21 protein-coding genes, 1 tRNA gene, 1 rRNA gene, 1 other RNA gene and 1 pseudogene are annotated in these 19,985 nt (G+C 41.0%); 2 read left to right on the forward strand and 23 right to left on the reverse strand.

Annotation, left to right across the window (positions count from 1 at the left end):
• Nucleotide 1: 1 nt before the first annotated feature.
• From purC to B7705_RS02690, 10 genes are all read right to left on the reverse strand, one after another.
• On the reverse strand, nt 2-709 hold the full coding sequence (gene purC, locus B7705_RS02640) for a phosphoribosylaminoimidazolesuccinocarboxamide synthase (RefSeq protein WP_084947521.1): 708 nt from the start codon (nt 707-709) through the stop codon (nt 2-4).
• A 167-nt stretch (nt 710-876) separates the two neighbouring features.
• Nucleotides 877-2,226 carry a competence pheromone export protein ComB gene (comB, locus tag B7705_RS02645; RefSeq protein ID WP_084947525.1) on the reverse strand — a complete coding sequence of 450 codons (1,350 nt, stop codon included), beginning with the start codon at nt 2,224-2,226 and terminating at the stop codon, nt 877-879.
• A 12-nt stretch (nt 2,227-2,238) separates the two neighbouring features.
• The gene (gene comA / locus B7705_RS02650) at nt 2,239-4,392 is read right to left on the reverse strand and encodes a peptide cleavage/export ABC transporter ComA (protein WP_084947528.1); all 2,154 of its coding nucleotides are present in this window, start codon (nt 4,390-4,392) and stop codon (nt 2,239-2,241) included.
• Between the two features lie 691 nt (nt 4,393-5,083).
• On the reverse strand, nt 5,084-5,299 hold the full coding sequence (locus B7705_RS09935; RefSeq protein WP_084947530.1) for a bacteriocin immunity protein: 216 nt from the start codon (nt 5,297-5,299) through the stop codon (nt 5,084-5,086).
• A gap of 3 nt (nt 5,300-5,302) precedes the next feature.
• Nucleotides 5,303-5,476, reverse strand: a complete 174-nt coding sequence (locus B7705_RS02660) for a hypothetical protein (RefSeq protein ID WP_001056922.1) — start codon at nt 5,474-5,476, stop codon at nt 5,303-5,305.
• A 230-nt stretch (nt 5,477-5,706) separates the two neighbouring features.
• Nucleotides 5,707-5,901: a class IIb bacteriocin, lactobin A/cerein 7B family gene (locus B7705_RS02670; protein WP_084947532.1), complete on the reverse strand. Its 195-nt coding sequence runs from the start codon at nt 5,899-5,901 to the stop codon at nt 5,707-5,709.
• A 443-nt stretch (nt 5,902-6,344) separates the two neighbouring features.
• Nucleotides 6,345-6,581 carry an acyl carrier protein gene (locus tag B7705_RS02675; RefSeq protein WP_084947534.1) on the reverse strand — a complete coding sequence of 79 codons (237 nt, stop codon included), beginning with the start codon at nt 6,579-6,581 and terminating at the stop codon, nt 6,345-6,347.
• 4 nt (nt 6,582-6,585) lie between these two features.
• Entirely contained in the window at nt 6,586-7,578 is a 993-nt protein-coding gene (plsX, locus tag B7705_RS02680) for a phosphate acyltransferase PlsX (protein WP_084947537.1), read from the reverse strand.
• On the reverse strand, nt 7,575-8,345 hold the full coding sequence (gene recO, locus B7705_RS02685; RefSeq protein ID WP_084947539.1) for a DNA repair protein RecO: 771 nt from the start codon (nt 8,343-8,345) through the stop codon (nt 7,575-7,577). Before recO ends, plsX begins: the two co-directional genes overlap by 4 nt.
• A complete protein-coding gene (locus B7705_RS02690; protein ID WP_084947542.1) occupies nt 8,342-9,511 on the reverse strand; it encodes a pyridoxal phosphate-dependent aminotransferase in 1,170 nt (389 codons plus the stop codon). The genes recO and B7705_RS02690 overlap by 4 nt, the downstream gene beginning before the upstream one ends.
• Nucleotides 9,512-9,662: 151 nt before the next feature.
• Here B7705_RS02690 and B7705_RS02695 point away from each other — a divergent pair, with 151 nt between their 5' ends.
• Nucleotides 9,663-10,673: a YeiH family protein gene (locus B7705_RS02695; RefSeq protein WP_000009147.1), complete on the forward strand. Its 1,011-nt coding sequence runs from the start codon at nt 9,663-9,665 to the stop codon at nt 10,671-10,673.
• A 29-nt stretch (nt 10,674-10,702) separates the two neighbouring features.
• Here the strand turns inward: B7705_RS02695 and B7705_RS02700 are convergent, their stop codons facing one another.
• The 8 genes from B7705_RS02700 to tadA form a co-directional block, all read right to left on the reverse strand.
• Nucleotides 10,703-11,140 carry a CoA-binding protein gene (locus tag B7705_RS02700; protein WP_000076504.1) on the reverse strand — a complete coding sequence of 146 codons (438 nt, stop codon included), beginning with the start codon at nt 11,138-11,140 and terminating at the stop codon, nt 10,703-10,705.
• A gap of 119 nt (nt 11,141-11,259) precedes the next feature.
• Nucleotides 11,260-12,228: a ribose-phosphate diphosphokinase gene (locus B7705_RS02705; RefSeq protein WP_000010174.1), complete on the reverse strand. Its 969-nt coding sequence runs from the start codon at nt 12,226-12,228 to the stop codon at nt 11,260-11,262.
• 213 nt (nt 12,229-12,441) lie between these two features.
• Nucleotides 12,442-12,936 carry a beta-class carbonic anhydrase gene (locus tag B7705_RS02710; RefSeq protein WP_025171793.1) on the reverse strand — a complete coding sequence of 165 codons (495 nt, stop codon included), beginning with the start codon at nt 12,934-12,936 and terminating at the stop codon, nt 12,442-12,444.
• 72 nt (nt 12,937-13,008) lie between these two features.
• Nucleotides 13,009-14,370 carry a DNA repair protein RadA gene (gene radA / locus B7705_RS02715; protein WP_084947545.1) on the reverse strand — a complete coding sequence of 454 codons (1,362 nt, stop codon included), beginning with the start codon at nt 14,368-14,370 and terminating at the stop codon, nt 13,009-13,011.
• 13 nt (nt 14,371-14,383) lie between these two features.
• On the reverse strand, nt 14,384-14,950 hold the full coding sequence (locus B7705_RS02720) for a histidine phosphatase family protein (protein ID WP_162284864.1): 567 nt from the start codon (nt 14,948-14,950) through the stop codon (nt 14,384-14,386).
• The gene (locus tag B7705_RS02725) at nt 14,901-15,344 is read right to left on the reverse strand and encodes a dUTP diphosphatase (RefSeq protein WP_000701981.1); all 444 of its coding nucleotides are present in this window, start codon (nt 15,342-15,344) and stop codon (nt 14,901-14,903) included. The genes B7705_RS02720 and B7705_RS02725 overlap by 50 nt, the downstream gene beginning before the upstream one ends.
• 57 nt (nt 15,345-15,401) lie before the next feature.
• Nucleotides 15,402-15,498: signal recognition particle sRNA small type (gene ffs / locus B7705_RS02730), an RNA gene on the reverse strand.
• Nucleotides 15,499-15,530: 32 nt separating this feature from the next.
• Nucleotides 15,531-15,998 carry a tRNA adenosine(34) deaminase TadA gene (tadA, locus tag B7705_RS02735; protein ID WP_084947550.1) on the reverse strand — a complete coding sequence of 156 codons (468 nt, stop codon included), beginning with the start codon at nt 15,996-15,998 and terminating at the stop codon, nt 15,531-15,533.
• A gap of 265 nt (nt 15,999-16,263) precedes the next feature.
• Here tadA and B7705_RS02740 point away from each other — a divergent pair, with 265 nt between their 5' ends.
• Nucleotides 16,264-16,809, forward strand: coding sequence for a hypothetical protein (locus B7705_RS02740; protein ID WP_084947551.1), 546 nt, complete (start codon nt 16,264-16,266; stop codon nt 16,807-16,809).
• 481 nt (nt 16,810-17,290) lie between these two features.
• Here the strand turns inward: B7705_RS02740 and B7705_RS02745 are convergent, their stop codons facing one another.
• The 5 genes and pseudogenes from B7705_RS02745 to rrf form a co-directional block, all read right to left on the reverse strand.
• Entirely contained in the window at nt 17,291-18,577 is a 1,287-nt protein-coding gene (locus tag B7705_RS02745; protein ID WP_084947565.1) for an adenylosuccinate synthase, read from the reverse strand.
• A gap of 245 nt (nt 18,578-18,822) precedes the next feature.
• The gene (gene comW, locus B7705_RS09940) at nt 18,823-19,056 is read right to left on the reverse strand and encodes a sigma(X)-activator ComW (RefSeq protein WP_084947553.1); all 234 of its coding nucleotides are present in this window, start codon (nt 19,054-19,056) and stop codon (nt 18,823-18,825) included.
• 264 nt (nt 19,057-19,320) lie between these two features.
• A pseudogene (tnpA, locus tag B7705_RS02755) lies at nt 19,321-19,625 on the reverse strand (IS200/IS605 family transposase); the annotation flags it as partial.
• Nucleotides 19,626-19,811: 186 nt separating this feature from the next.
• A tRNA-Asn gene (locus tag B7705_RS02760) sits at nt 19,812-19,885 on the reverse strand.
• A 5-nt stretch (nt 19,886-19,890) separates the two neighbouring features.
• Nucleotides 19,891-19,985, reverse strand: a 5S ribosomal RNA gene (rrf, locus tag B7705_RS02765); the annotation flags it as partial.

The raw sequence follows: 19,985 nt of genomic DNA on the forward strand, positions 1-19,985 counted from the left end.
ATTACTTCAACTCCTGCAATTTCTCCCAGACAATCTCATAAACATCTGTCAATTCTCCGAGTCCTCTGCGGAAAACATCCTTGTCCATGTGGTTGCCATCTGCGTCCCACAAACGGCAGTTATCTGGTGAAAACTCATCTGCCAAGATGATCTTACCATCCTTGTCAAAACCGAACTCTAGCTTAAAGTCAATCAATTTAAGGCCAATCTCTGCAAACCAAGCTTTCAAGAGCTCATTGATACGACGGGTTTCTTCCTTCAAGTAGGCAATCTGCTGGTCATCCGCAATCTGTAGGAATTTCACATGCTCATCATTGATAAATGGATCATCCAAATCATCATTTTTATAGTAAAATTCGACAATTGGAGTCTCAAATGCGATACCTTCATCAACGCCAAAACGTTTTGAAAAGGAACCAGCCGTGTAGTTGCGGAGCACAACTTCCAAAGGAATAATCTCAACCTTTTTATTGAGTTGTTCCGTATCTGAAAGCTTCTCCACAAAGTGAGTCGCTACACCAGCAGCATTCAACTTTTCAAAAATAAAAGATGAAATCTGATTATTCAAGACTCCCTTGCCCGCAATCTGCTCCTTCTTAACACCGTTGAAAGCAGTCGCCTGGTCCTTGTAAGTTGAAATAATGAGATTTTCATCCTCAGTTGTATAGATATCCTTGGCTTTTCCCGAATAGATCAGTTTTTTTGACATTTTAAAGTTCGCCTTTCGTATTTCTTTACTTCATTCTACTACAAAATAACGGAAATAGCAAGAATTTGCGAACGACAGCGAAGGTAGCTCTTTTTAACATTAAGAAAAACTGTAAAATCAAAACATTTTACAGTTTTAAAAGTATAATATTGCATTAAAAACAAACATTATTCTCTGTTTAAAAATTGATCCCAATAATAGCGGAAATAACTTTTCTTTCCTGTGATTAGTGTCAAACGTCCTTCTGAACCGTAGCGAAGCTCTTCTGCTTGTTCAGGAGTCAGACTTGTCTCCGCCTCTATTTTAAAGAAATTTCCCTTTTCAGTCTTGGTAGCTGTCGCATCAATATTCGTAATCGCAGAAACAAGAACGAGCTCTTTGTTGGCATCCTTGGTTGTAGTAAAGCGAACAGAATCACCTACCTTAAGCCTTGCAACATCTTTTGAACTGAGATAGGCTGTGAGTTTGGTTTTCCCTTCTTTCTCCAAGGATGGGTAGAGTTGGGCTAGCAGGGTTCCTTCTGCGACCATGGTAGAATCACTGGTCTCAGGATTAAGGTGAAGCACCCCATCCTCATTTGCTGTGATTTTCCCCTTATCTAGGAGACCTCCCTGGACTTTCTTACCCGACTCTGCTTCTAAAATTTTCTGATCTAGAAGGGTTAATTCCTGACCGACTTTGACCAAGTGCTGGGACTTGAGCGATTCCAGCTGACTAGCCAGTCCCGTTGAGTAGGCTTGTTGAGCTCCAGAACCTGCATACTGCACACGATAAGTAGCTAAATTAGACTCTAGCTGGGCAATTTGTGCATCCACTTGCGCAATAGCCTGCGATTTAGCTTGCGGATCTTCTCCAGCTTGGTTTTTATGGGTCTGATAAAAAGAGTAGACTGGATTCTGACGATCTAATTGAGCCCCTGTTTCAATAGCCGACTTAGCTGTTTTGTAGTCTCGGATTTTATCCTCTGTTTGACTGATAAGATTGCCAATCTCAGCCTGACTCTGACTTGCTGCCGCATTTTGAGAGGAGATACTGGCATTTTGCTGAGAAACATTACTCCTAAGACTACTAGCTTGGCTGAGATAGTCTCGAAACATCTCCTGATAACCAAACTTATCCGCCTCTGGAAATTGATCACTCCCCTCTTTCAAACTGGATTGCAAATACCCCAACTGCTTTTTTTGATCCTTAAACATCTCCAACTGACTGGTGTATGCTTCAACCTGAACAGCTTCCGCCCCTTGCTGGTACTGAACGAGGAGATCCCCTTGCTTGACTAATTTGTTTTCTTCTAGATAATTGGCCACGATGCGTTGATTGCTAGTCGATTGGATATTGGCAATGATCCGACTAGGTTCGACAGTAGCTCGGGTAGACAAACTAATCTCCTTCTCTGCAAAGACTGCAAATCCCAGTAGAAACACGAGCAGAAGTGACATGGGTAAAATCACTCGACTGGAAAAATTATGATAACGACGATGGTAAAACTCCGCACTTTCTAAAAATTCTGATTTCATCTTCTCCTCTTTCTAGCTATTCACCAAATGGGCGTAAAAGCCATCTCGAGTCAGCAAATCAGCATGATTGCCTTCTTCGACAATCTTGCCCTGATCCAAGACAACAACCTTCTCTGTCCGCTCAGCGATGGTCAAGCGGTGAGCGATGAAAATCAAGGTCTTGTCTAAAGCCATAAGATTATCCACGATTCGCTTCTCTGTCAAAATATCCAAACTGCTGGTCGCCTCGTCCAATATCAGAACAGGTGCATCCGTCAGGAGAGCACGCGCCAGAGCGATTCGCTGCCGTTGCCCACCAGAAATCCCAGCCCCATCCGAAGTCAATTCTGTCTGGTAATTCAGTGGCATGCGCTCGATATCCTCCCGAATCTCTGCCAATTCAACTGCCCGTAAGATATCCTCCTGAGTCGTCCCCTCCTTGGCTCCAAGAAGAAGATTCTCCAAGATCGTTCCGTTAAAGACATAGGGTTGTTGAGGCAGATAGTTGATGTACTGGCGCAGAGCCTTTTTGTCAATCTGATTAAGATTGACACCACCCAGACTAATCTCTCCCTGACTTGGATCGTAAAAATTAACCATCATCTTGGCCAAGGTGGTCTTTCCTGACCCCGAAATCCCCACAAAGGCCACCTTAGAACCTTTGGGAATGGTCAAATTGATATCCGACAAGACATCACGCCCATAGCCATACTTGTAGTGAACCTGCTTGAAGGTCATCTCTCCCTTCATCATACTCAGATCTTCTACCGTTTTCTTCTCCTCAAACTCCGAAGCTACCAGATAAACCTCATTTAAGCGATTATTGGCAACCTGCGCTGTCTGAAGTTTGGTTTGCAGGTTGATGATATTTTCCAAAGGATTGGTAAAGTAAACAAGCAGGGTGTTATAAGTAATCAGCTGACCTAAACTCATTTTCCCATCCATGACAAGAATAGCTCCCAGCCAGAGAACGGCAACATTGAGCAGGAGCTGGGCAACTTTTTTCAGAGCCTTTTGCTGGCTTTCTGCCCGACTATAGGTAAAAGATTTTTTCAGATAAGCCACAAATTCCTTGTCAATCTTTTGATAGCGCGAACTCTCACTGGTCAAAGACTTAATGGTCTCAATACCGTTGATGTCCTCGATAATAGAAGAAGACAGAACCGCATTAGCTTCCATGGTATCCCGATTCATCTTTTCAAAAGGCTTCATAAAGGCAAAGATAATAACTGTATAGATAGGAAGCGCAAGTAGACTAATGAAAAAGAGCGTCATATTTTGTGAAAACAAGACCAGAGAGATAATCAAAATCGTCGACACATCTAGGAAAATCGACAGAATAGTCGACGCCAACGCATCGATGATACTGTTAGCATCCGTGAAACGAGACACGATTTCTCCTGTCCTGCGTGTCGCGAAAAAGGACATCGGCAGGTGAAAAACATGCTTGATGTAGGACAAAATCACGTCAATCGACAGGCGTTGCCCAAGGATTAGTAGGAGATATTCCTGAGCGTAGGACAAAATCTGCTGGAGAATATAGACGATGACCAGCCCAATAGAGATAATACCCAGTGTCGAGCGCATCTGGTCTGGTACGTAACTGTCAATGATAGACTGCAGATAATAAGAACCTACAATGTTAATCAAGGTCACCAAGAGTGTCGCTAGGACGATATTGGTAATCAAGCCACGCTGTTTGAGTAAGATTGGCAAGAAGGATAGGAGCCCCTGTTTTTTCTCCTTATGGGGTTTATAGTCTGGAGACGGAGCCATAAAGAGACTGACTCCTGTCCATTCTTGCGCAAATTGTTCACGGGAAATCTTGGTCAGCTTGACACCAGGATCCGGATCAGCGATATGAATGTGGTTTTTATCCTGACCTATCACCACATAGTAGTGGAGTAACTTCCCTTCCTTGAGCACATGGGCCACAAAAGGAAAGGTCAAATCTGGCAGGTCAAAGAGCGTCATATCCGCCTTGATAGCCCGCGTCTCAAACCCAATCTCCTCTGCCACCTTTACAAGCCCCAAAGCGGTCGTCCCATCCATGGTCGTCTTGGCTAACTCTCGTAGATGAGCCAAGGAGTAATAACTACCATAGTAACCAAAGACCATAGCCAAGGAAGCCACGCCACAATCCATCTGATCCACCTGGGGACGATAGTGCCTTTTCCTAAATTTCATATCTTCTCCTTTTTCTAACAATCTCTTAAAAACTTTGTAAGATTATTTTAACCAAACGAAGAAGAAATCGGAAAATTATTTCTGAAAAAACAATATTCATACCTGAACAGCACTTTTAGCCAAAGCAAATAGGCAGGACAAGAGTCCTACCTACTAAAAATATGGTATAAAAGGAAATTGACTTTTTACTGTCACCCTGGGCAAGCTTGGAACAAATAAATCATTAATAGTAACATTTACGACATCCTATTTATTACTACAATTTCTAATGTCCCTACTATTTCTAAGTCACCTCTGGTATGATATATTCCTAGTCAGAATAGATAACACCGTTCTAAATTACGATTTTTTTAAACTCCAATGTGATGCATTCTTAAATCTTACCTTACCCATTTTTAGCGCAGAATAATAAGTCATTCTTAACCTCTCACTCTACTTGCTTTTTATTAACCTTGTATCCTACATAAAACAACCCAAGCAGAATCGGATAGGTTTCTGGATAAAATAGGGTATTGATCGGATTTTTCAAAATCAAATACGTTACGATGTAGATAATGAGTGATACAGTAAAATATCCCTCAGCAAATCCTAATTAATAAGAATTGTTTCATGTTAGACTCCTATTTACCTGATAAGAAAGGCGGAAAAACTCCGCCATTCACACGCACAAAATCCTTTTCATTCAGATTCATCATTTATAGTTTTGATTATCTTTTGACAGATCTTTGCAAAAAATACCAAAATAGCCCGAAGTAAGCAAGCCAACTAAAGTCCATTGCCAATCAAAGGATACTAATGAACCTGTACGAATCACATGAAGCGCGAGATTAAGAGCTATTGCCAACAAAGAAACTATAGTGGCTAGTTTAGGTAAGAGTGTATTGAGATTAAGGTTGTGATTGTTCATTATCTAACGCCCACGACGAGCAAAATCTGAACCAAATTTGTAACCAGCGTTAAAAATTTGTACGGCAGCGTTCAATACTCCTGCAATCCCAACTGCTTCAGCAAGACCAAATCCTCCTTTTGTTCCGATTAATTCATCATCAGATAATTGATAAAATTGTTCCAAGTTCATATTCATAGTTACTCCTTTGTGTTATATTTTACTGCTATGTAAATAATTGAAATGAGTATTGGATAGGTAAATACTTCTGAAATCTCCATAAAATTCACACTATACTTTCCTGACAATATTTTATAGTCAATTAAAATTTGAATGATAGTGAAAATAATACGTAGAGATAAAAATATCCCTAATAATATCACTTCTTTTTTTAAAAACATACGAATGCCTCTCCAGCTACAATCTGACTAGGGTCTATTCGCGTAATACCCCAATGCTGCTCCACCAGCAAAAAGCGCTGTCGCCCCACCTACCACTGCTCCACCTACTTTCCAAATAGACACTCCAGCAATTATAAGAGGAAGTGCTCCCCCATCCACATCCATCAACTCTTCTTCTGTAAGAGCTGCAAAGTTCTGTTCCATTTTGTCAAAGTTTGTCATCTTTTTTCTCCTTTATTTTTATTTTTTAGTTTACGACTTCTAGCTCTTAAACCATTTTAAAAACCAGATTGGATAAATTACTGAAATCTTTTTTCCTTCCTGCTCTTCTCACTTATCTATTCGAGAAGTGATTTAAAATGAACAGGTAAATTTCATTTATTTTAAATACCATTTGATAAACCATGGCAATAAGATTGGTAAATGCATCGCGTAGTCTCCTTCCCTTTTTCCTTACCTATCTATTCGAAAAAAAATTCGAAAATGAACAACTATTTCATTTTTATTTTAAAAATCACTTAATGAACCATGGATAAAAACCGGTCACATACATAAACGTTCCTCCTTTTTCTTTCTCATATCTTTATTCGCAATTTCTACAAAAATGTTTCAAATTTCTTCTTTCTTCAAACAAAAAAACAACATGACTTGCATGTTGCTTTTTGCTATATTTTACCTTTAATGGTTTTGATTACATCCGCTACGTTTTGAAGTTGGTCGATTTCCTCATCGCTGATCTCGATACCAAATTCATCTTCTAGCGTTAGGACGAACTCCATCAAGTCTACTGAGTCTGCATCTAGGTCGTCTTTCAAACTCAAGGCTTCTGTCACGACAAAGTCTTCTCCCTGTCGCTCTTGGATAATGGTTACAACACGGTCAAAAATTCCTTTTTCTGTCATCTTTTTATTCTCCTGAAAATTCACGCGCAGTCTGAGCAACTACGTCTGTTTCGATCATGGTACGAATCTGGCGAATCGTACTGTACACAGCTTTGGCATCACTTGAGCCATGGGTCTTGACAACAGGTGCTTTGGCACCAAACAAGACCGCTCCACCAACATCTGAATAGTTGAGCTGTGTTTTCAAACCTTTGAGACTATCTTTGAGAAGGAGAGCACCTAACTTCGCTCGAAGGCCACCACCTGTAATAGCCGTCTTGAGTAAGCCCATGATTCCCATAGCGGTCCCTTCGATGGATTTGAGAACAGCGTTTCCCGTGAAACCATCTGTTACGACAACATCCGCAACACCATTCATCAGATCACGCGCTTCCACATTTCCAACAAAGTTCAAACTTTCATCAGCTACTAGCAAGTCGTATGTTTCCTTACGAAGCGGATCTCCCTTGCTGCTTTCTGTTCCGTTGTTGAGCAAACCAACACGTGGTTGTGCAATCCCACGAACATTTTTTGCATAGAAGGAACCTAGAACCGCGTATTGGTGCAGATGATGGGCTGTATTTTCCGCATTGGCACCGAGATCTAGCATATCAAACCCTTTGCCATCAATGGTCGGCAAGGTAGACATGAGTCCTGGACGATCGATATTCTTGATACGACCCACAATGAAGAATCCTGCAGCCAACAAGGCACCTGTGTTCCCAGCTGAGAGGACAGCGTCAGCTTCTTCCTCTTTGACTGCCTTGGCTGCTAATACCATGCTGGCATTTTTCTTCTTACGGATAGCTTTTGTCGGCTCATCGTCTGAGTTAATTTTCTCATCCGTATGGATGATGCTGACGCGGTCTGTCGCTGTTAGATATTGCTTGATTTTAGCTTCATCTCCGTAGAGTTGAATCTCAATATCTGAAAAGTCAGCTAGGGCTTGATTGACACCCTCAACGATGGCTTGAGGTGCGTAATCGCCCCCCATAGCATCTACTGCGATTTTTTTCATTTGTCTTCCTCTTTTAGTAATTGTCCCCAGTCGGCTAGGGAGTCAATAAATTTTTTTGATTTCAGGTGAATCCCGACGTACTCTTCGTAGATCTGATCCATAAACTTGCGCAAGTCTTGTTTGATTTCAGGCTTGAGTGAAATGGTCTCCAAGGTCTCAAAATCAATAGCCTGAAATTGATTGAGCAGATAAGGGATGTTGGGATTCAGATGGCAACGTTTCTCGTCCTCATGGTAATGGTCTGGACAGAGGCAGGCTCCATATTTGAAAGAAAAGTCAAAGGCCTGACCTACCCGATGGCAAAAGACACACTCATTAAAATTGAGCCCAATTCCAAATCGGGTCAAGATTTGAATTTCAAAAATATTGGTCAAAACCTGATAATCCAAACCCTCTTCCATCAACTCCAGAGTCTTCTTCAAGAAAGCAAACAAGGGAGCGTCCTGCTGATTATCCTGCAAACTAGCATCTGCAAGAGCTGCTACGTAGGTCGCATAAGCCATGACAAAGAGATCACTATTAATCTTGGGAAAGGTCATGACCTCATGATAGTCCTCAATATAGCTAAGCCCGTCATCATTGATTCGCAAGAGAAATCGTGCCAACACCAAGGGCTGAATAACCGGAGCTAGTTTGGACTGACCAGCGTGTTTGACGAAAAACATGCGCTTACCAGCCTGCTCGGTAAAAATTTTGACTAGCTTGTCATCCTCACGAAAGTTACGATTGTAGAGTACGAGACCTTGACTCGTGATAGACTGGATCATGCTTCTCTCATGTACTCCTCAAGTCGTTTCATGGCCTCTCTGATCGTTTCCATGCTAGCTGCATAAGACAGACGCACATAGCCTTCTCCGTAACGTCCAAAGGCGGCACCAGGGATAAAGGCAACGGCCTTCTTCTGAGCAAAATCCTTCAGAAAAGCAAAGGAGTCTTGATTGTAGCCCGCTGGAATCTTAGCAAAGATATAGAAGGCACCGTCTGGTTTGATAATCTCAAAACCAAGAGCAGCCATCTTTTCGATGATATAATCTCGACGCTGGATGTATTCCTTCTTCATAGGCTCTGCATCGTTTTTACCAGCGGTCAAGGCTTCCACCGCAGCATGTTGAGCCATAGTATTTGCAGCAGTAACCAAATACTGGTGACTCTTGATTAACTGAGCTGTGAAAGCCGCAGGAGCAAAGATAAAGCCTAAACGCCAACCAGTCATAGCATGCGATTTAGACAAGCCATTAATTATAATAGCCTGGTCTCTCAGCATCGTTCCTAGAGATACATGGGCTTCGCCTGTATAGGTTAATTCTGAGTAAACCTCATCACAGACAACAAAAATCTCATACTTGCGTAAAACGTCTGCCAAGGCTTCCAACTGCTCCCGACTATAGGTAATTCCTGTCGGATTGGCTGGATAGTTGAGAATAACTGCTTTGAGTTTATCCCCTTGCTCCAGAATGGCCTTTTCCAACATCTCAGGAGTCAAGACAAAACCATTTTCAGTTGTATCAATCTCGACAATCTCTGCCCCAACTAGATTGACAATCGGCTCATATCCTGGGTAGGCAGGAGCTGGCAAGAGCACCTTGTCCCCCTCTTCCAAAATAGCCGTCAAAGTAGCAGATAAAGCCTCTGTCGCCCCAATTGTAACCAAAATTTCATTTTCAGGATTATAATCTAGCTGGTATTTTTCTTTTACAAAGTCGCTAGCAGCCTGGCGCAAGGTCAGTAAACCGCTCATCCCTGTATAGTAGGATTGGTTCTGGTCAATGGCTCGCTTGGCTGCCTCCTTGATATGATCTGGCGTTGTAAAATCAGGTTCCCCCAAGGTCAAACGCAAGACCCCAGGAATCTCTGAAATTGCCTGGTCAAACTGGCGAATCAAGGAAACTTGAATCTTGTCTAACTGTTTATTAAAGCGTTTGGTTAAGTCCATAGATATCCCCCTTGCTTACAGAACATAGTACTATTATACTACAAAAGCTCCCTGACCGCAAAATCCATCTGAAACCCACATTTTTCACTTTCTGTTTTACTTTTCTTCTCGACAGGACTATAATAATAAGTGCTTATTTTCGGAGGTTTATATGTCATTTTTATCAAAAAATGGAGCAGGAATCTTGGCCTGCCTTCTCATTTCTATCGTATCTTGGTGCCTGGGAGGATTTTTCCCCGTCGTGGGTGCACCTGTCTTTGCAATTTTTGCTGGAATGCTCCTCCACCCCTGGCTCTCACCCTACAAACAACTAGACGCAGGTTTGGCCTTTAGTTCCAAGAAATTGCTCCAGTATGCCGTTATCTTACTCGGTTTTGGTCTCAATATCTCGCAAGTCTTTGCAGTTGGACAAACTTCACTCCCCGTCATCCTTTCCACCATTTCGATTTCCTTAATCGTTGCCTACCTCTTCCAGCGTTTCTTTGCGCTAGACACGAAACTGGCTACCTTGATTGGAGTGGGTTCTTCTATCTGTGGTGGTTCTGCCATTGCTGCAACAGCACCCGTTATCCATGCCAAGGAAAAAGAAGTCGCCCAAGCCATCTCCGTTATCTTTTTCTTCAATGTCTTAGCAGCACTTATCTTTCCAACGCTAGGAACCTGGCTTCACCTATCCAATGAAGGTTTTGCCCTCTTTGCAGGAACTGCAGTCAACGATACTTCTTCTGTAACGGCTACCGCCAGTGCCTGGGACAGTCTTTACCAAACCAATACCCTTGAGTCTGCAACCATTGTTAAACTCACACGAACTCTGGCTATTATCCCCATCACGCTCTTTCTCTCCTACTGGCAAAGTCGCCAACAAAAAAATAGCCAGGGTTTCCAACTAAAAAAAGTCTTCCCACTTTTTATCCTTTATTTCATCCTAGCCTCTCTCTTAACGACTCTTCTCACCTCTCTCGGCGTGTCTAGTAGCTTCTTCACCCCTCTCAAACAACTCTCCAAATTCCTTATCATCATGGCCATGAGTGCCATCGGTCTCAAAACCAATCTAGTAGCCATGGTCAAATCCAGCGGTAAATCCATTCTTCTTGGAGCCCTTTGCTGGATTGCCATCATCCTTACCAGTCTTGGCATGCAAGCATTGATTGGTACTTTATAATACAAAAAGGTAGCCAGTAGGCTACCTTTTTATTGCTCAAGAATTAAGCGAGTATGTTCTCTCTTAATACAGCGATTCATCACGATGTCATCGCATCCTCCAGCACGTAAGATTTCTTCCGCTTCTAGATTTTCAAGTCCTAATTGCGCCCAGAAAATCTTGGCATCTGCCTTGAGAAAATCACGCGCCACATCTGGTAAAAACTCGCTCCGTCGGTATACATTGACAATGTCCACAGGAAAAGGAATCTCAGCTAGACTCGCATAAGCCTTCTCTCCCAAAATTTCCCCACCTGCAGCCTTGGGATTGACTGGAATGATTTTATAGCCCCGAGCCTGCATTTCCTTAGTCACTCGATTGCTAGTTGTTTCTTCACGATCGGACAAGCCTACTACCGCTAACGTTTTACTGGTTGCAAGATACTGACGTACCACACCATCACTTGGATTGATAAATTCTTGACTCATAGAAATCCTCCTTTTTTCTCAGTATAGCATATTTTGAAAAGGCTTGCAGATTTTGACTATAAAAATCTCCTAGCAAGAAAAGAAACCTGCTAGGAGTTCTGTCTACTTCAAGTGAAAGATTAAATCTTTTTCTCAATACAAAATAGAGGAGAAAGAGGACGTTTTTCGTGGATACGGATAATAGCATCGCCTAGAAGATGAGCAATCGAAATTTGTTCAATCTTATCAATCAAACGCTCTTCTGGTAGGTAGATGGTATCCAAAACAACCAATTTCTTAATAGCTGATTTTTGGATATTGTCCATAGCTGGCCCTGAAAGAACTGGGTGCGTACAGCTTGCATAAACTTCAACAGCACCTGCTTCAGCAAGAGCATCCGCCGCATGACAAATAGTTCCAGCTGTATCGATCATATCGTCAATCAAGATACAAGTCTTACCTTCTACCTTACCAATGATGTTCATAACTTCACTGGTATTCATCTTGTCTACACTACGGCGTTTGTCAATAATCGCAATCGGAGTTTTCAAAAACTCTGCCAATTTACGAGCACGAGTCACCCCACCATGGTCTGGGCTGACAACCACGTAGTCAGAGCCAACCATGCCACGACGTTCAAAGTAGTCCGCAATCAATGGAGCACCCATCAAGTGATCTACAGGAATATCAAAGAATCCCTGAATCTGTGCAGCGTGCAAATCAATCGTCAACAAACGATCCACTCCAGCAACTTCTAGCATGTTTGCAACGAGTTTTGCTGTGATTGGCTCACGCGCGCGCGCTTTTCTATCCTGACGTGCATAGCCATAGTAAGGCATAACAACATTGACAGATTCTGCACTGGCGCGCTTCAATGCGTCCACCATAATCAAAATTTCAAGTAAATTATCATTTACAGGTGAACTAGTTGATTGTAGGATAAAGACGTGTTTTCCACGGATTGATTCTTCAATGTTGACCTGAATCTCCCCATCTGAAAATTGGCGAACAGTCGATTTCCCCAACTCTATCCCAATTTCTTGCGCCACACGCTCTGCCAATTCTCTATTAGAAGAAAGGGCAAACAGCTTTAAATCAGAAAAAGACATGATTTCCTCCGGTATTTATGTATCACTTGTTTTTACACAACATTTTCCATCTACCATTGTAGCGCTTTTTCCTTTATTTTTCAATCAAAAATAAAACAAGAGTAAACATTTATACCCTTGTTTTATGCTATTTTATATTAGCTATATTAAAACTAAAAATTCTACATTTTAACAATCGATTTTATGCTAGGGTGAGATTTTTTCGAGACAAAGTTAGTATACTTCTCTCATACTTCCTGTATCCACATCATAGACAGCACCTGAAATAACCACATCATCAGGAATCAGTGGAGACTCTCTAAGCAATTGCATATCCTCTCTCACACTCTCTTCAACATCCTGGAATGGTAAAAAATCTTGATTAGATACATCAACTCCGAGCTCGTGTTTCAAATATTCATGAAAACTTTCATTTTGAAAGGTTTGAGCTCCACAGTCTGTATGGTGAAGCACCACGATTTCTCTTGTCCCCATTTGTTGCTGGGAAATCACCAGTGAACGAATCATGTCCTCAGTTACTCGACCACCCGCATTCCGCAAGATATGAGCATCCCCAAGGGCCAAACCTAGAGCTTGCGCAACGTGTAGACGTGAGTCCATACAGGTCACGATAGCTACTCTGGTTTTGGGTTTAAGTGGCAGATTTAACTGCCCATGTAGGGCAACATAAGCCTGATTGGCTTGCATAAACTGTTCAAAATACGACACGATTCCCTCCTCAAAAATTTGATAATCAAATATTTCTCCTATCTTATCATTTTTAAGAGGATTTGTCACGGATTATGCAAAGACCTTTTTCAAAACTTCCTGAATAGTCGTCACACCAATGACTTCAATTTCCTTGGGTGGAGTGATTCCTGTCAAGGAATTCTTGGGTACATAAATCTTGGTAAAGCCCAATTTTTCCGCTTCATTGATGCGTTGTTCGATGCGATTCACGCGCCGAATTTCTCCGGTCAAGCCCAGTTCACCCACAAAACATTCCTGAGGATTGGTAGGCTTGTCCTTGTAACTAGAGGCAATAGCCACTGCAACAGCCAAGTCAATGGCAGGCTCATCCAATTTTACACCACCAGCAGATTTGAGATAGGCATCCTGGTTTTGCAAGAGAAGCCCTGCTCGTTTTTCCAAAACAGCCATAATCAGACTTGCACGATTGAAATCAAGTCCAGTCGTCGTACGTTTAGCATTTCCAAACATAGTCGGTGTCACCAAGGCCTGCACTTCCGCAAGAATTGGACGTGTTCCTTCCATAGTCACCACGATGGACGAACCAGTCGCTCCATCCAAGCGTTCTTCCAAAAACACTTCACTAGGATTAAGAACTTCAACCAATCCGCCCGACTGCATCTCAAATATGCCAATCTCATTAGTGGAACCAAAACGGTTTTTGACTGCTCTCAAGATACGAAAGGTATGGTGACGTTCCCCTTCAAAGTAAAGCACGGTATCTACCATATGCTCCAGCATACGCGGACCAGCCAAGGTCCCTTCCTTGGTCACATGCCCTACGATAAAGATGGCAATGTTATTGGTCTTAGCCAGCTGCATAAGCTCAGCGGTCACCTCACGCACCTGAGACACAGACCCTTGCACCCCTGAAATCTCAGGAGACATAATCGTCTGGATAGAGTCGATGATGAGAAAATCTGGTTGGATGCGCTCCACCTCAGCCCTCACGCTCTGCATATTGGTCTCTGCATAGAGATAAAACTCACTATCAATATCCCCCAAGCGCTCTGCACGGAGTTTAATCTGCTGGGCAGACTCCTCCCCACTGACATAGAGAACCGTACCCACTTGAGATAGCTGGGTTGAAACTTGTAGGAGAAGGGTTGATTTCCCAATCCCAGGATCCCCACCGATGAGGACGAGACTTCCTGGTACCACTCCGCCTCCAAGCACACGGTTGAATTCCTCCATCTCCGTCTTGGTTCGATTGACATTGATGGAAGTCACCTCAGCCAGTTTCATAGGCTTGGTTTTTTCACCTGTCAAGGACACTCGTGCATTCTTGACCTCGGCAACCTCAACCTCTTCTACAAAAGAAGACCAAGACCCACAGTTGGGACAACGTCCCAGATATTTAGGGGAATTATACCCACAATTTTGACATACAAATGTCGCTTTTTTCTTTGCGATAATAAACCTCTTTCTAAATCTCTATCTCACACTCAATCACTTGGCAAAAATCAATCTTCTCATTTGGCACAAATTGACGTATGAGCATGTTGTGAGTTACCACTATCACGGTCTGGTAATCTCGATACTTAGCCATAGATTCTAGAAATCGAGACTTCATCTCCGTAGCTGTCTCATATTGAATAGGGCTATTAGGAAGTAACTCCCCCTTGTTTTCTAAAAACAGACATCTAGCTTTTTCGAAGTTTTCTATGCCTACTTCATAGACCTGCCATTCGTGTAACATAGGCTCCACTCTCAAAGGAAGTCCAGTAGCACAAGAAACATAAGAAGCCGTTTCTAAAGCTCTCGTTACTGCTGAAGTCACTAGTAGATTAGCCGATTGTAGCAAAGGATTTTGCCAAAGTTCCTGAGCTTGTTGTCGTCCCTTCTCAGATAAGGGTGCCAAGTCCATTCCAAAACCTGTATAAAAACGCTCTTCTAGTTCATGATAATCTGGCTCCCCGTGACGCACAAAGATGATTTTCATCCTAGTGTCCAGTCGATCCAAATCCACCAGTTCGCACGCCGTCTGCCTCATCTCCATCTGCGATTAAAAATGGTGCAAAGACAGCCTGAACCACACGTTCCCCAACTTCAAGAACCACTTCCTGATCAGTAATGTTTTTCATCTGCGCAAAGATATGTCCCTCATTTCCAGGATTTCCATAATAATCCCCATCAATAACGCCAACAGAGTTGATCAAGACCAGACCCTTCTTACGAGGATTTGAAGAACGGTCATAGAGATAGAGCACTTCTGTCGGCTGCATGTAAGCCTTGACACCAGTCGGAACGAGAACAATCTCTCCTGGAGCAATCACAGTGCGTTCTGCAACCTTTAAATCATAACCAGCTGCATGAGCTGTCTCACGCTTCGGTAGCAAATTTTCATCTGTAAAACTCGAAACCAATTCAAAACCACGAATTTTCATATTTTTCTCTTTTCTATAATCATTTATTCTAGGCTATTTTATCTTATTTATTCGAAAAAAGCACGAAAAAAGAGCACACAATTCACACTCGCTTAGGGCTGCTGGATTCCTCCCCTGACCCGCTTCACGCAGAACTGTTGCTCCATTATCTATTATACCACATTCTCCTCTGTTTTTAAAGAGAAATTATTTTTTCCGTCGATTTCGGAAAAAATCCTGCATAATCGCTGCACACTCACTCTCCAAAACTCCCGTTTCGACCTCTACACGATGATTAAGACGCTCATCTGTCAAGATGTCATACAGACTCCCAGCTGCACCAAATTTCTGGTTTTTAGCCCCGTAAACTACATTTGGAATACGGGCAAGTCCAATCGCCCCACTACACATAACACAAGGCTCAATGGTCACAAACAACGTACAATCAAGCAGACGCCAACTCTCTTCACTTGCATTCGCATTTTCTATGGCCATGATTTCTGCATGCATAACCGCCCGTTGCAACTCCTCGCGCGCATTATGCCCACGACCAATGATCTCTCCATCCTTGACAATCACACAACCAATTGGAATTTCATCGTGTTCCAGAGCAATTTCTGCCTCTCTCAAAGCCTCTCTCATAAAGGATTCTTTTTCTTCAACTGTATAATCCATAGTTTCTCTCTTTTCCTGCTTATCAATTCTATCATTATAGCATGTTTTCCTAGACAAAAAAAGAGCTCTATAATATTTACACTGACTAACTTTAGATAGTATCAAATCGCTGGATTGTAGAAATAATGTTTTAAAAAGAGTATAATATTAACAAAATTGATAGAAAATCAGAAATCATGAACTTAAAATAATGGGGATAACTGACATAGAAAGTTCAAGAGATGAATATACTGATATTTATACAATAAACAATATGAAAGGGTAAATGATGAAATTAGAGTTATTACTGGATAAACCAAAATTTACCTTAATGTTTCCATATAAAAATCAATTTAATAGAGCAGGGGGACCATTCATGATATCTTTATCTGTTATGATTCTCTGGATTCTAAAGCATCTGATAGCTTATAATACCGATTTTACAGACAAGATTATTATAGCAATCGTACTGATTTATGCTCCACTTCTTCTATGGTTTATGGGGTATTATCTCTTCATAAATGGAGTAAAATTAGAAGTTCATAAAAACAATACTGTTCAGTATTATACCTATAGTAGCAAAGGCCTCAGCGTATTACATTATCAATTTAAACTTCAAGATATCAAACAAATAACCATTAAAAAGCGTCCCTTTAATTGTGCAAAGTTAACCATGAAAATTAGAAATCCTATTTTTTTAGAAGGATATGAGAAAAATCTAAATAAGCTAATAAGTGTCAGTATCATCACAGATAAACTGAAAGCAGATGTTTTTATGCACGAAATGAACCAAATTCAAAATGACAAATCAGGAAACCAAGTTATCAAATAAGCTAATTTACAAAAAATTTAATTTTATCTAACTTATAAATTCTAAAGAAAATAGTTCACTGAAGAGGCTGGGATCAAAAATCCCAACCTCATTTTTGCTTAGTTATGAGCCTTTGATGTGTTAGCAAATTTAACGATTTGTTGGTATTTTAGAATTCAAAAAGCTACTTTTACCAAAACTTCTTTTCTCCATTCACAACATTAACCAATTTACTCAAATGTTGAAATCTTACAGATATAGGTTTACCAAATCGAGACTTAGTCTAGAGATTTCTATCCCACTGTTTTTTTCTTTATCTTAAAAAGTCATGTAGAAGCCTATATAGGACTTATGAACTAAAAAAGCCACCGAATGCGGTGACTTAATAGGGAGATTATTATGAAAAAGAAAAGTTTAGGATATTTGTTACAACAAGTTAGGAGGTCTTCTTGTAACTGTCTATAGTATACCCAACCTGTCTTAAACTAATCTTAAAAATCTCCTATGACCAAACACTTTCTAAAATATTAGTTTGTTCACGACCGGGACCTACTGAGAAAGTTGAGATACGAACACCAACCAACTCACTTACACGACGAACATAGTTACGTGCATTCTCAGGAAGGTCTTCCAAATTACGGACTCCAGTGATGTCTTCTGACCAACCTGGCAATTCCTCGTAGATTGGCTTACAACGTTTCAACTGCTCAAGACTAGCAGGATAGTAATCAATACGTTGACCATCAAGATCATAGGCGACACAGATTTTTACAGTATCCAAACCGCTCAAAACATCGATAGAATTCAATGAAAGATTGGTAATCCCAGATACACGGCGGCTGTGACGCATCACAACTGAGTCAAACCAACCCACACGACGTGGACGACCAGTTGTTGTACCATATTCATGACCTACTTCACGGATGCGATCTCCCACTTCATCAAACAATTCAGTTGGGAAAGGTCCGTCTCCTACACGACTTGTGTAGGCTTTACATACACCTACAACCTTGTCAATCTTACTTGGACCAACACCAGACCCAATTGTCACACCACCAGCGACAGGATTTGAAGAAGTAACAAATGGATAAGTCCCTTGGTCAATGTCCAACATGACACCTTGCGCACCTTCAAACAGCACACGTTTGCCATTATCAAGTGCATTGTTCAAGATAACGGATGTATCTGTCACGTATTGCTTGATTTGTTGACCATACTCATAATACTCTTCAAAAATATCATCAACTGAAATAGGGGTGCTATCATATAATTTTTCAAACAAACGATTCTTTTCCGCAAGATTGCGTTCCAAACGCTCACGAAAAATCTCTTTATCCAAAAGATCTGCAATACGAATTCCAACACGAGCAGCCTTGTCCATATATGCTGGACCGATTCCCTTTATTGTAGTACCAATCTTATTGTCACCCTTAGCCTCTTCTTGCAAGCGATCCAACTCAATATGGTAAGGCAAAATAACATGCGCGCGATCAGAAATACGCAAGTTATCAGTTGTAACACCTTCCTCATGAAGATAACTCAACTCTTTCACAAGGGATTTTGGATTCACGACCATCCCATTCCCAATAACAGAGATTTTTTCAGGAAAGAAAATTCCAGATGGAATCAAGTGCAACTTAAATTTCTTACCATCAATCACAATCGTGTGACCAGCATTATCACCACCTTGATAGCGAGCAATTACCTCTGCATTAGCTGAAAGAAAATCTGTAATTTTCCCTTTACCTTCATCACCCCATTGGGTACCTACAACAACAACTGAAGTCATAATAAAATTCGTCTGAGCTACTAGGAGCTCGTCCTTTCTCATATACATGGCAGGAATCTCACCCGCAATTACATCTTACAATTTATTATAAGAAAAAAACACTATTTTATCAAGAAGAAACAGTAGAAAAGATTTGGAAATTCTGTAAATAACAAAATCCAAAACCTTAAAAATTAAACAAAATCCTACAAAATATAAAATCAATACAGATTATTGTTCGTGATAAATGATATATATGAACGTCACTAGTTTAGAGTAGCACCCTCTAGCAAGAATTTATCTAGATACAAGCGATAGGCCGTCTGAAAATGATATAAACAAAACTCTTTATCGCTTTTAATTCTAAATCTTATTAGGTAATAAAGTAAAAAACGAAAATGAAGTGATTCCCACTCAGCAGAACTCTGACATAAAGAAGCATATTCTTGTTCAACTAGTTTCAAAAAGACAAATGCTCGTTCATAAAATTTTTGAAGCATATAAAAAATCCCTTTCTTATTATTAACACTAGTCTAACAGAAAAACGAACTAAAAAAGCTTCAAATCCTATAAAAGAAGAATTTAAAGCTAAACTAACTAAAAATAAAATATAAAGGTAATTATAGATGCCAAAATTAAGTTTTGAATTTTGAGAAGTTTACTTCATTTATAAAATCATGACCACCCGTCAAACGGATGGTTTGCACCAGGGCTATAAGCCCAAATTACCAGCCAGCGCCTAAAGACGCTGGATAATTTCTTTAATCTTGAATATATTTCTTAATTGTGGCTTCATTAAGTCCCACTGTACTCACGTAGTAACCTTCTGCCCAAAAATGCCGGTTGCCAAACTTGTACTTGAGGTTGGCGTGTTTGTCAAACATCATGAGTGCACTTTTGCCTTTTAAATAACCCATGAAACTTGAAACAATTATCCTTGGTGGAATATTTCTCCCAAACTACTTCGATATTAATTATAAATGATTTTTCGTCTATACTTAGGGGTGAACACAATGTGATATTTACACATCCACTTTGTGTGTGATAAACTATGTGCCTTTTGTGCCATATTTTTCTCCTTTCGCTTTACAATTGACTTGAATACCTTTATTGTATCGCGTTTGGAGTTTTTTTGGTATAACCTTCGACGCGCACCCGCATAGCAGGCGGTTTATTTGTCTCGCACCTGACGGAGCGAGACGGACTAATAGTCACATAATAAAAAAGAACACCAGTGGTGTTCTTTTTTATCTGACTCCGCCAGTAGGACTCGAACCTACGACATCATGATTAACAGTCATGCGCTACTACCAACTGAGCTATGGCGGATAAAAGCTAAGCGACTTCCATATCTCACAGGGGGCAACCCCCAACTACTTCCGGCGTTCTAGGGCTTAACTGCTGTGTTCGGCATGGGTACAGGTGTATC

It is taken from the genome of Streptococcus oralis subsp. dentisani (genome assembly GCF_002096685.1).
Taxonomy (GTDB): Bacteria; Bacillota; Bacilli; order Lactobacillales; family Streptococcaceae; genus Streptococcus; species Streptococcus oralis_AD.

Bases quoted from the DNA above. Each gene is read 5' to 3' on its own strand.
- purC (WP_084947521.1), bottom strand. From the start codon at position 709: ATGTCAAAAAAACTGATCTATTCGGGAAAAGCCAAGGATATCTATACA.
- comB (WP_084947525.1), bottom strand. From the start codon at position 2,226: ATGAAATCAGAATTTTTAGAAAGTGCGGAGTTTTACCATCGTCGTTAT.
- comA (WP_084947528.1), bottom strand. From the start codon at position 4,392: ATGAAATTTAGGAAAAGGCACTATCGTCCCCAGGTGGATCAGATGGAT.
- B7705_RS09935 (WP_084947530.1), bottom strand. From the start codon at position 5,299: ATGAACAATCACAACCTTAATCTCAATACACTCTTACCTAAACTAGCC.
- B7705_RS02660 (WP_001056922.1), bottom strand. From the start codon at position 5,476: ATGAATATGAACTTGGAACAATTTTATCAATTATCTGATGATGAATTA.
- B7705_RS02670 (WP_084947532.1), bottom strand. From the start codon at position 5,901: ATGACAAACTTTGACAAAATGGAACAGAACTTTGCAGCTCTTACAGAA.
- B7705_RS02675 (WP_084947534.1), bottom strand. From the start codon at position 6,581: ATGACAGAAAAAGGAATTTTTGACCGTGTTGTAACCATTATCCAAGAG.
- plsX (WP_084947537.1), bottom strand. From the start codon at position 7,578: ATGAAAAAAATCGCAGTAGATGCTATGGGGGGCGATTACGCACCTCAA.
- recO (WP_084947539.1), bottom strand. From the start codon at position 8,345: ATGATCCAGTCTATCACGAGTCAAGGTCTCGTACTCTACAATCGTAAC.
- B7705_RS02690 (WP_084947542.1), bottom strand. From the start codon at position 9,511: ATGGACTTAACCAAACGCTTTAATAAACAGTTAGACAAGATTCAAGTT.
- B7705_RS02695 (WP_000009147.1), top strand. From the start codon at position 9,663: ATGTCATTTTTATCAAAAAATGGAGCAGGAATCTTGGCCTGCCTTCTC.
- B7705_RS02700 (WP_000076504.1), bottom strand. From the start codon at position 11,140: ATGAGTCAAGAATTTATCAATCCAAGTGATGGTGTGGTACGTCAGTAT.
- B7705_RS02705 (WP_000010174.1), bottom strand. From the start codon at position 12,228: ATGTCTTTTTCTGATTTAAAGCTGTTTGCCCTTTCTTCTAATAGAGAA.
- B7705_RS02720 (WP_162284864.1), bottom strand. From the start codon at position 14,950: ATGAGGCAGACGGCGTGCGAACTGGTGGATTTGGATCGACTGGACACT.
- B7705_RS02725 (WP_000701981.1), bottom strand. From the start codon at position 15,344: ATGAAAATTCGTGGTTTTGAATTGGTTTCGAGTTTTACAGATGAAAAT.
- tadA (WP_084947550.1), bottom strand. From the start codon at position 15,998: ATGGATTATACAGTTGAAGAAAAAGAATCCTTTATGAGAGAGGCTTTG.
- B7705_RS02740 (WP_084947551.1), top strand. From the start codon at position 16,264: ATGATGAAATTAGAGTTATTACTGGATAAACCAAAATTTACCTTAATG.
- B7705_RS02745 (WP_084947565.1), bottom strand. From the start codon at position 18,577: ATGACTTCAGTTGTTGTTGTAGGTACCCAATGGGGTGATGAAGGTAAA.
- comW (WP_084947553.1), bottom strand. From the start codon at position 19,056: ATGCTTCAAAAATTTTATGAACGAGCATTTGTCTTTTTGAAACTAGTT.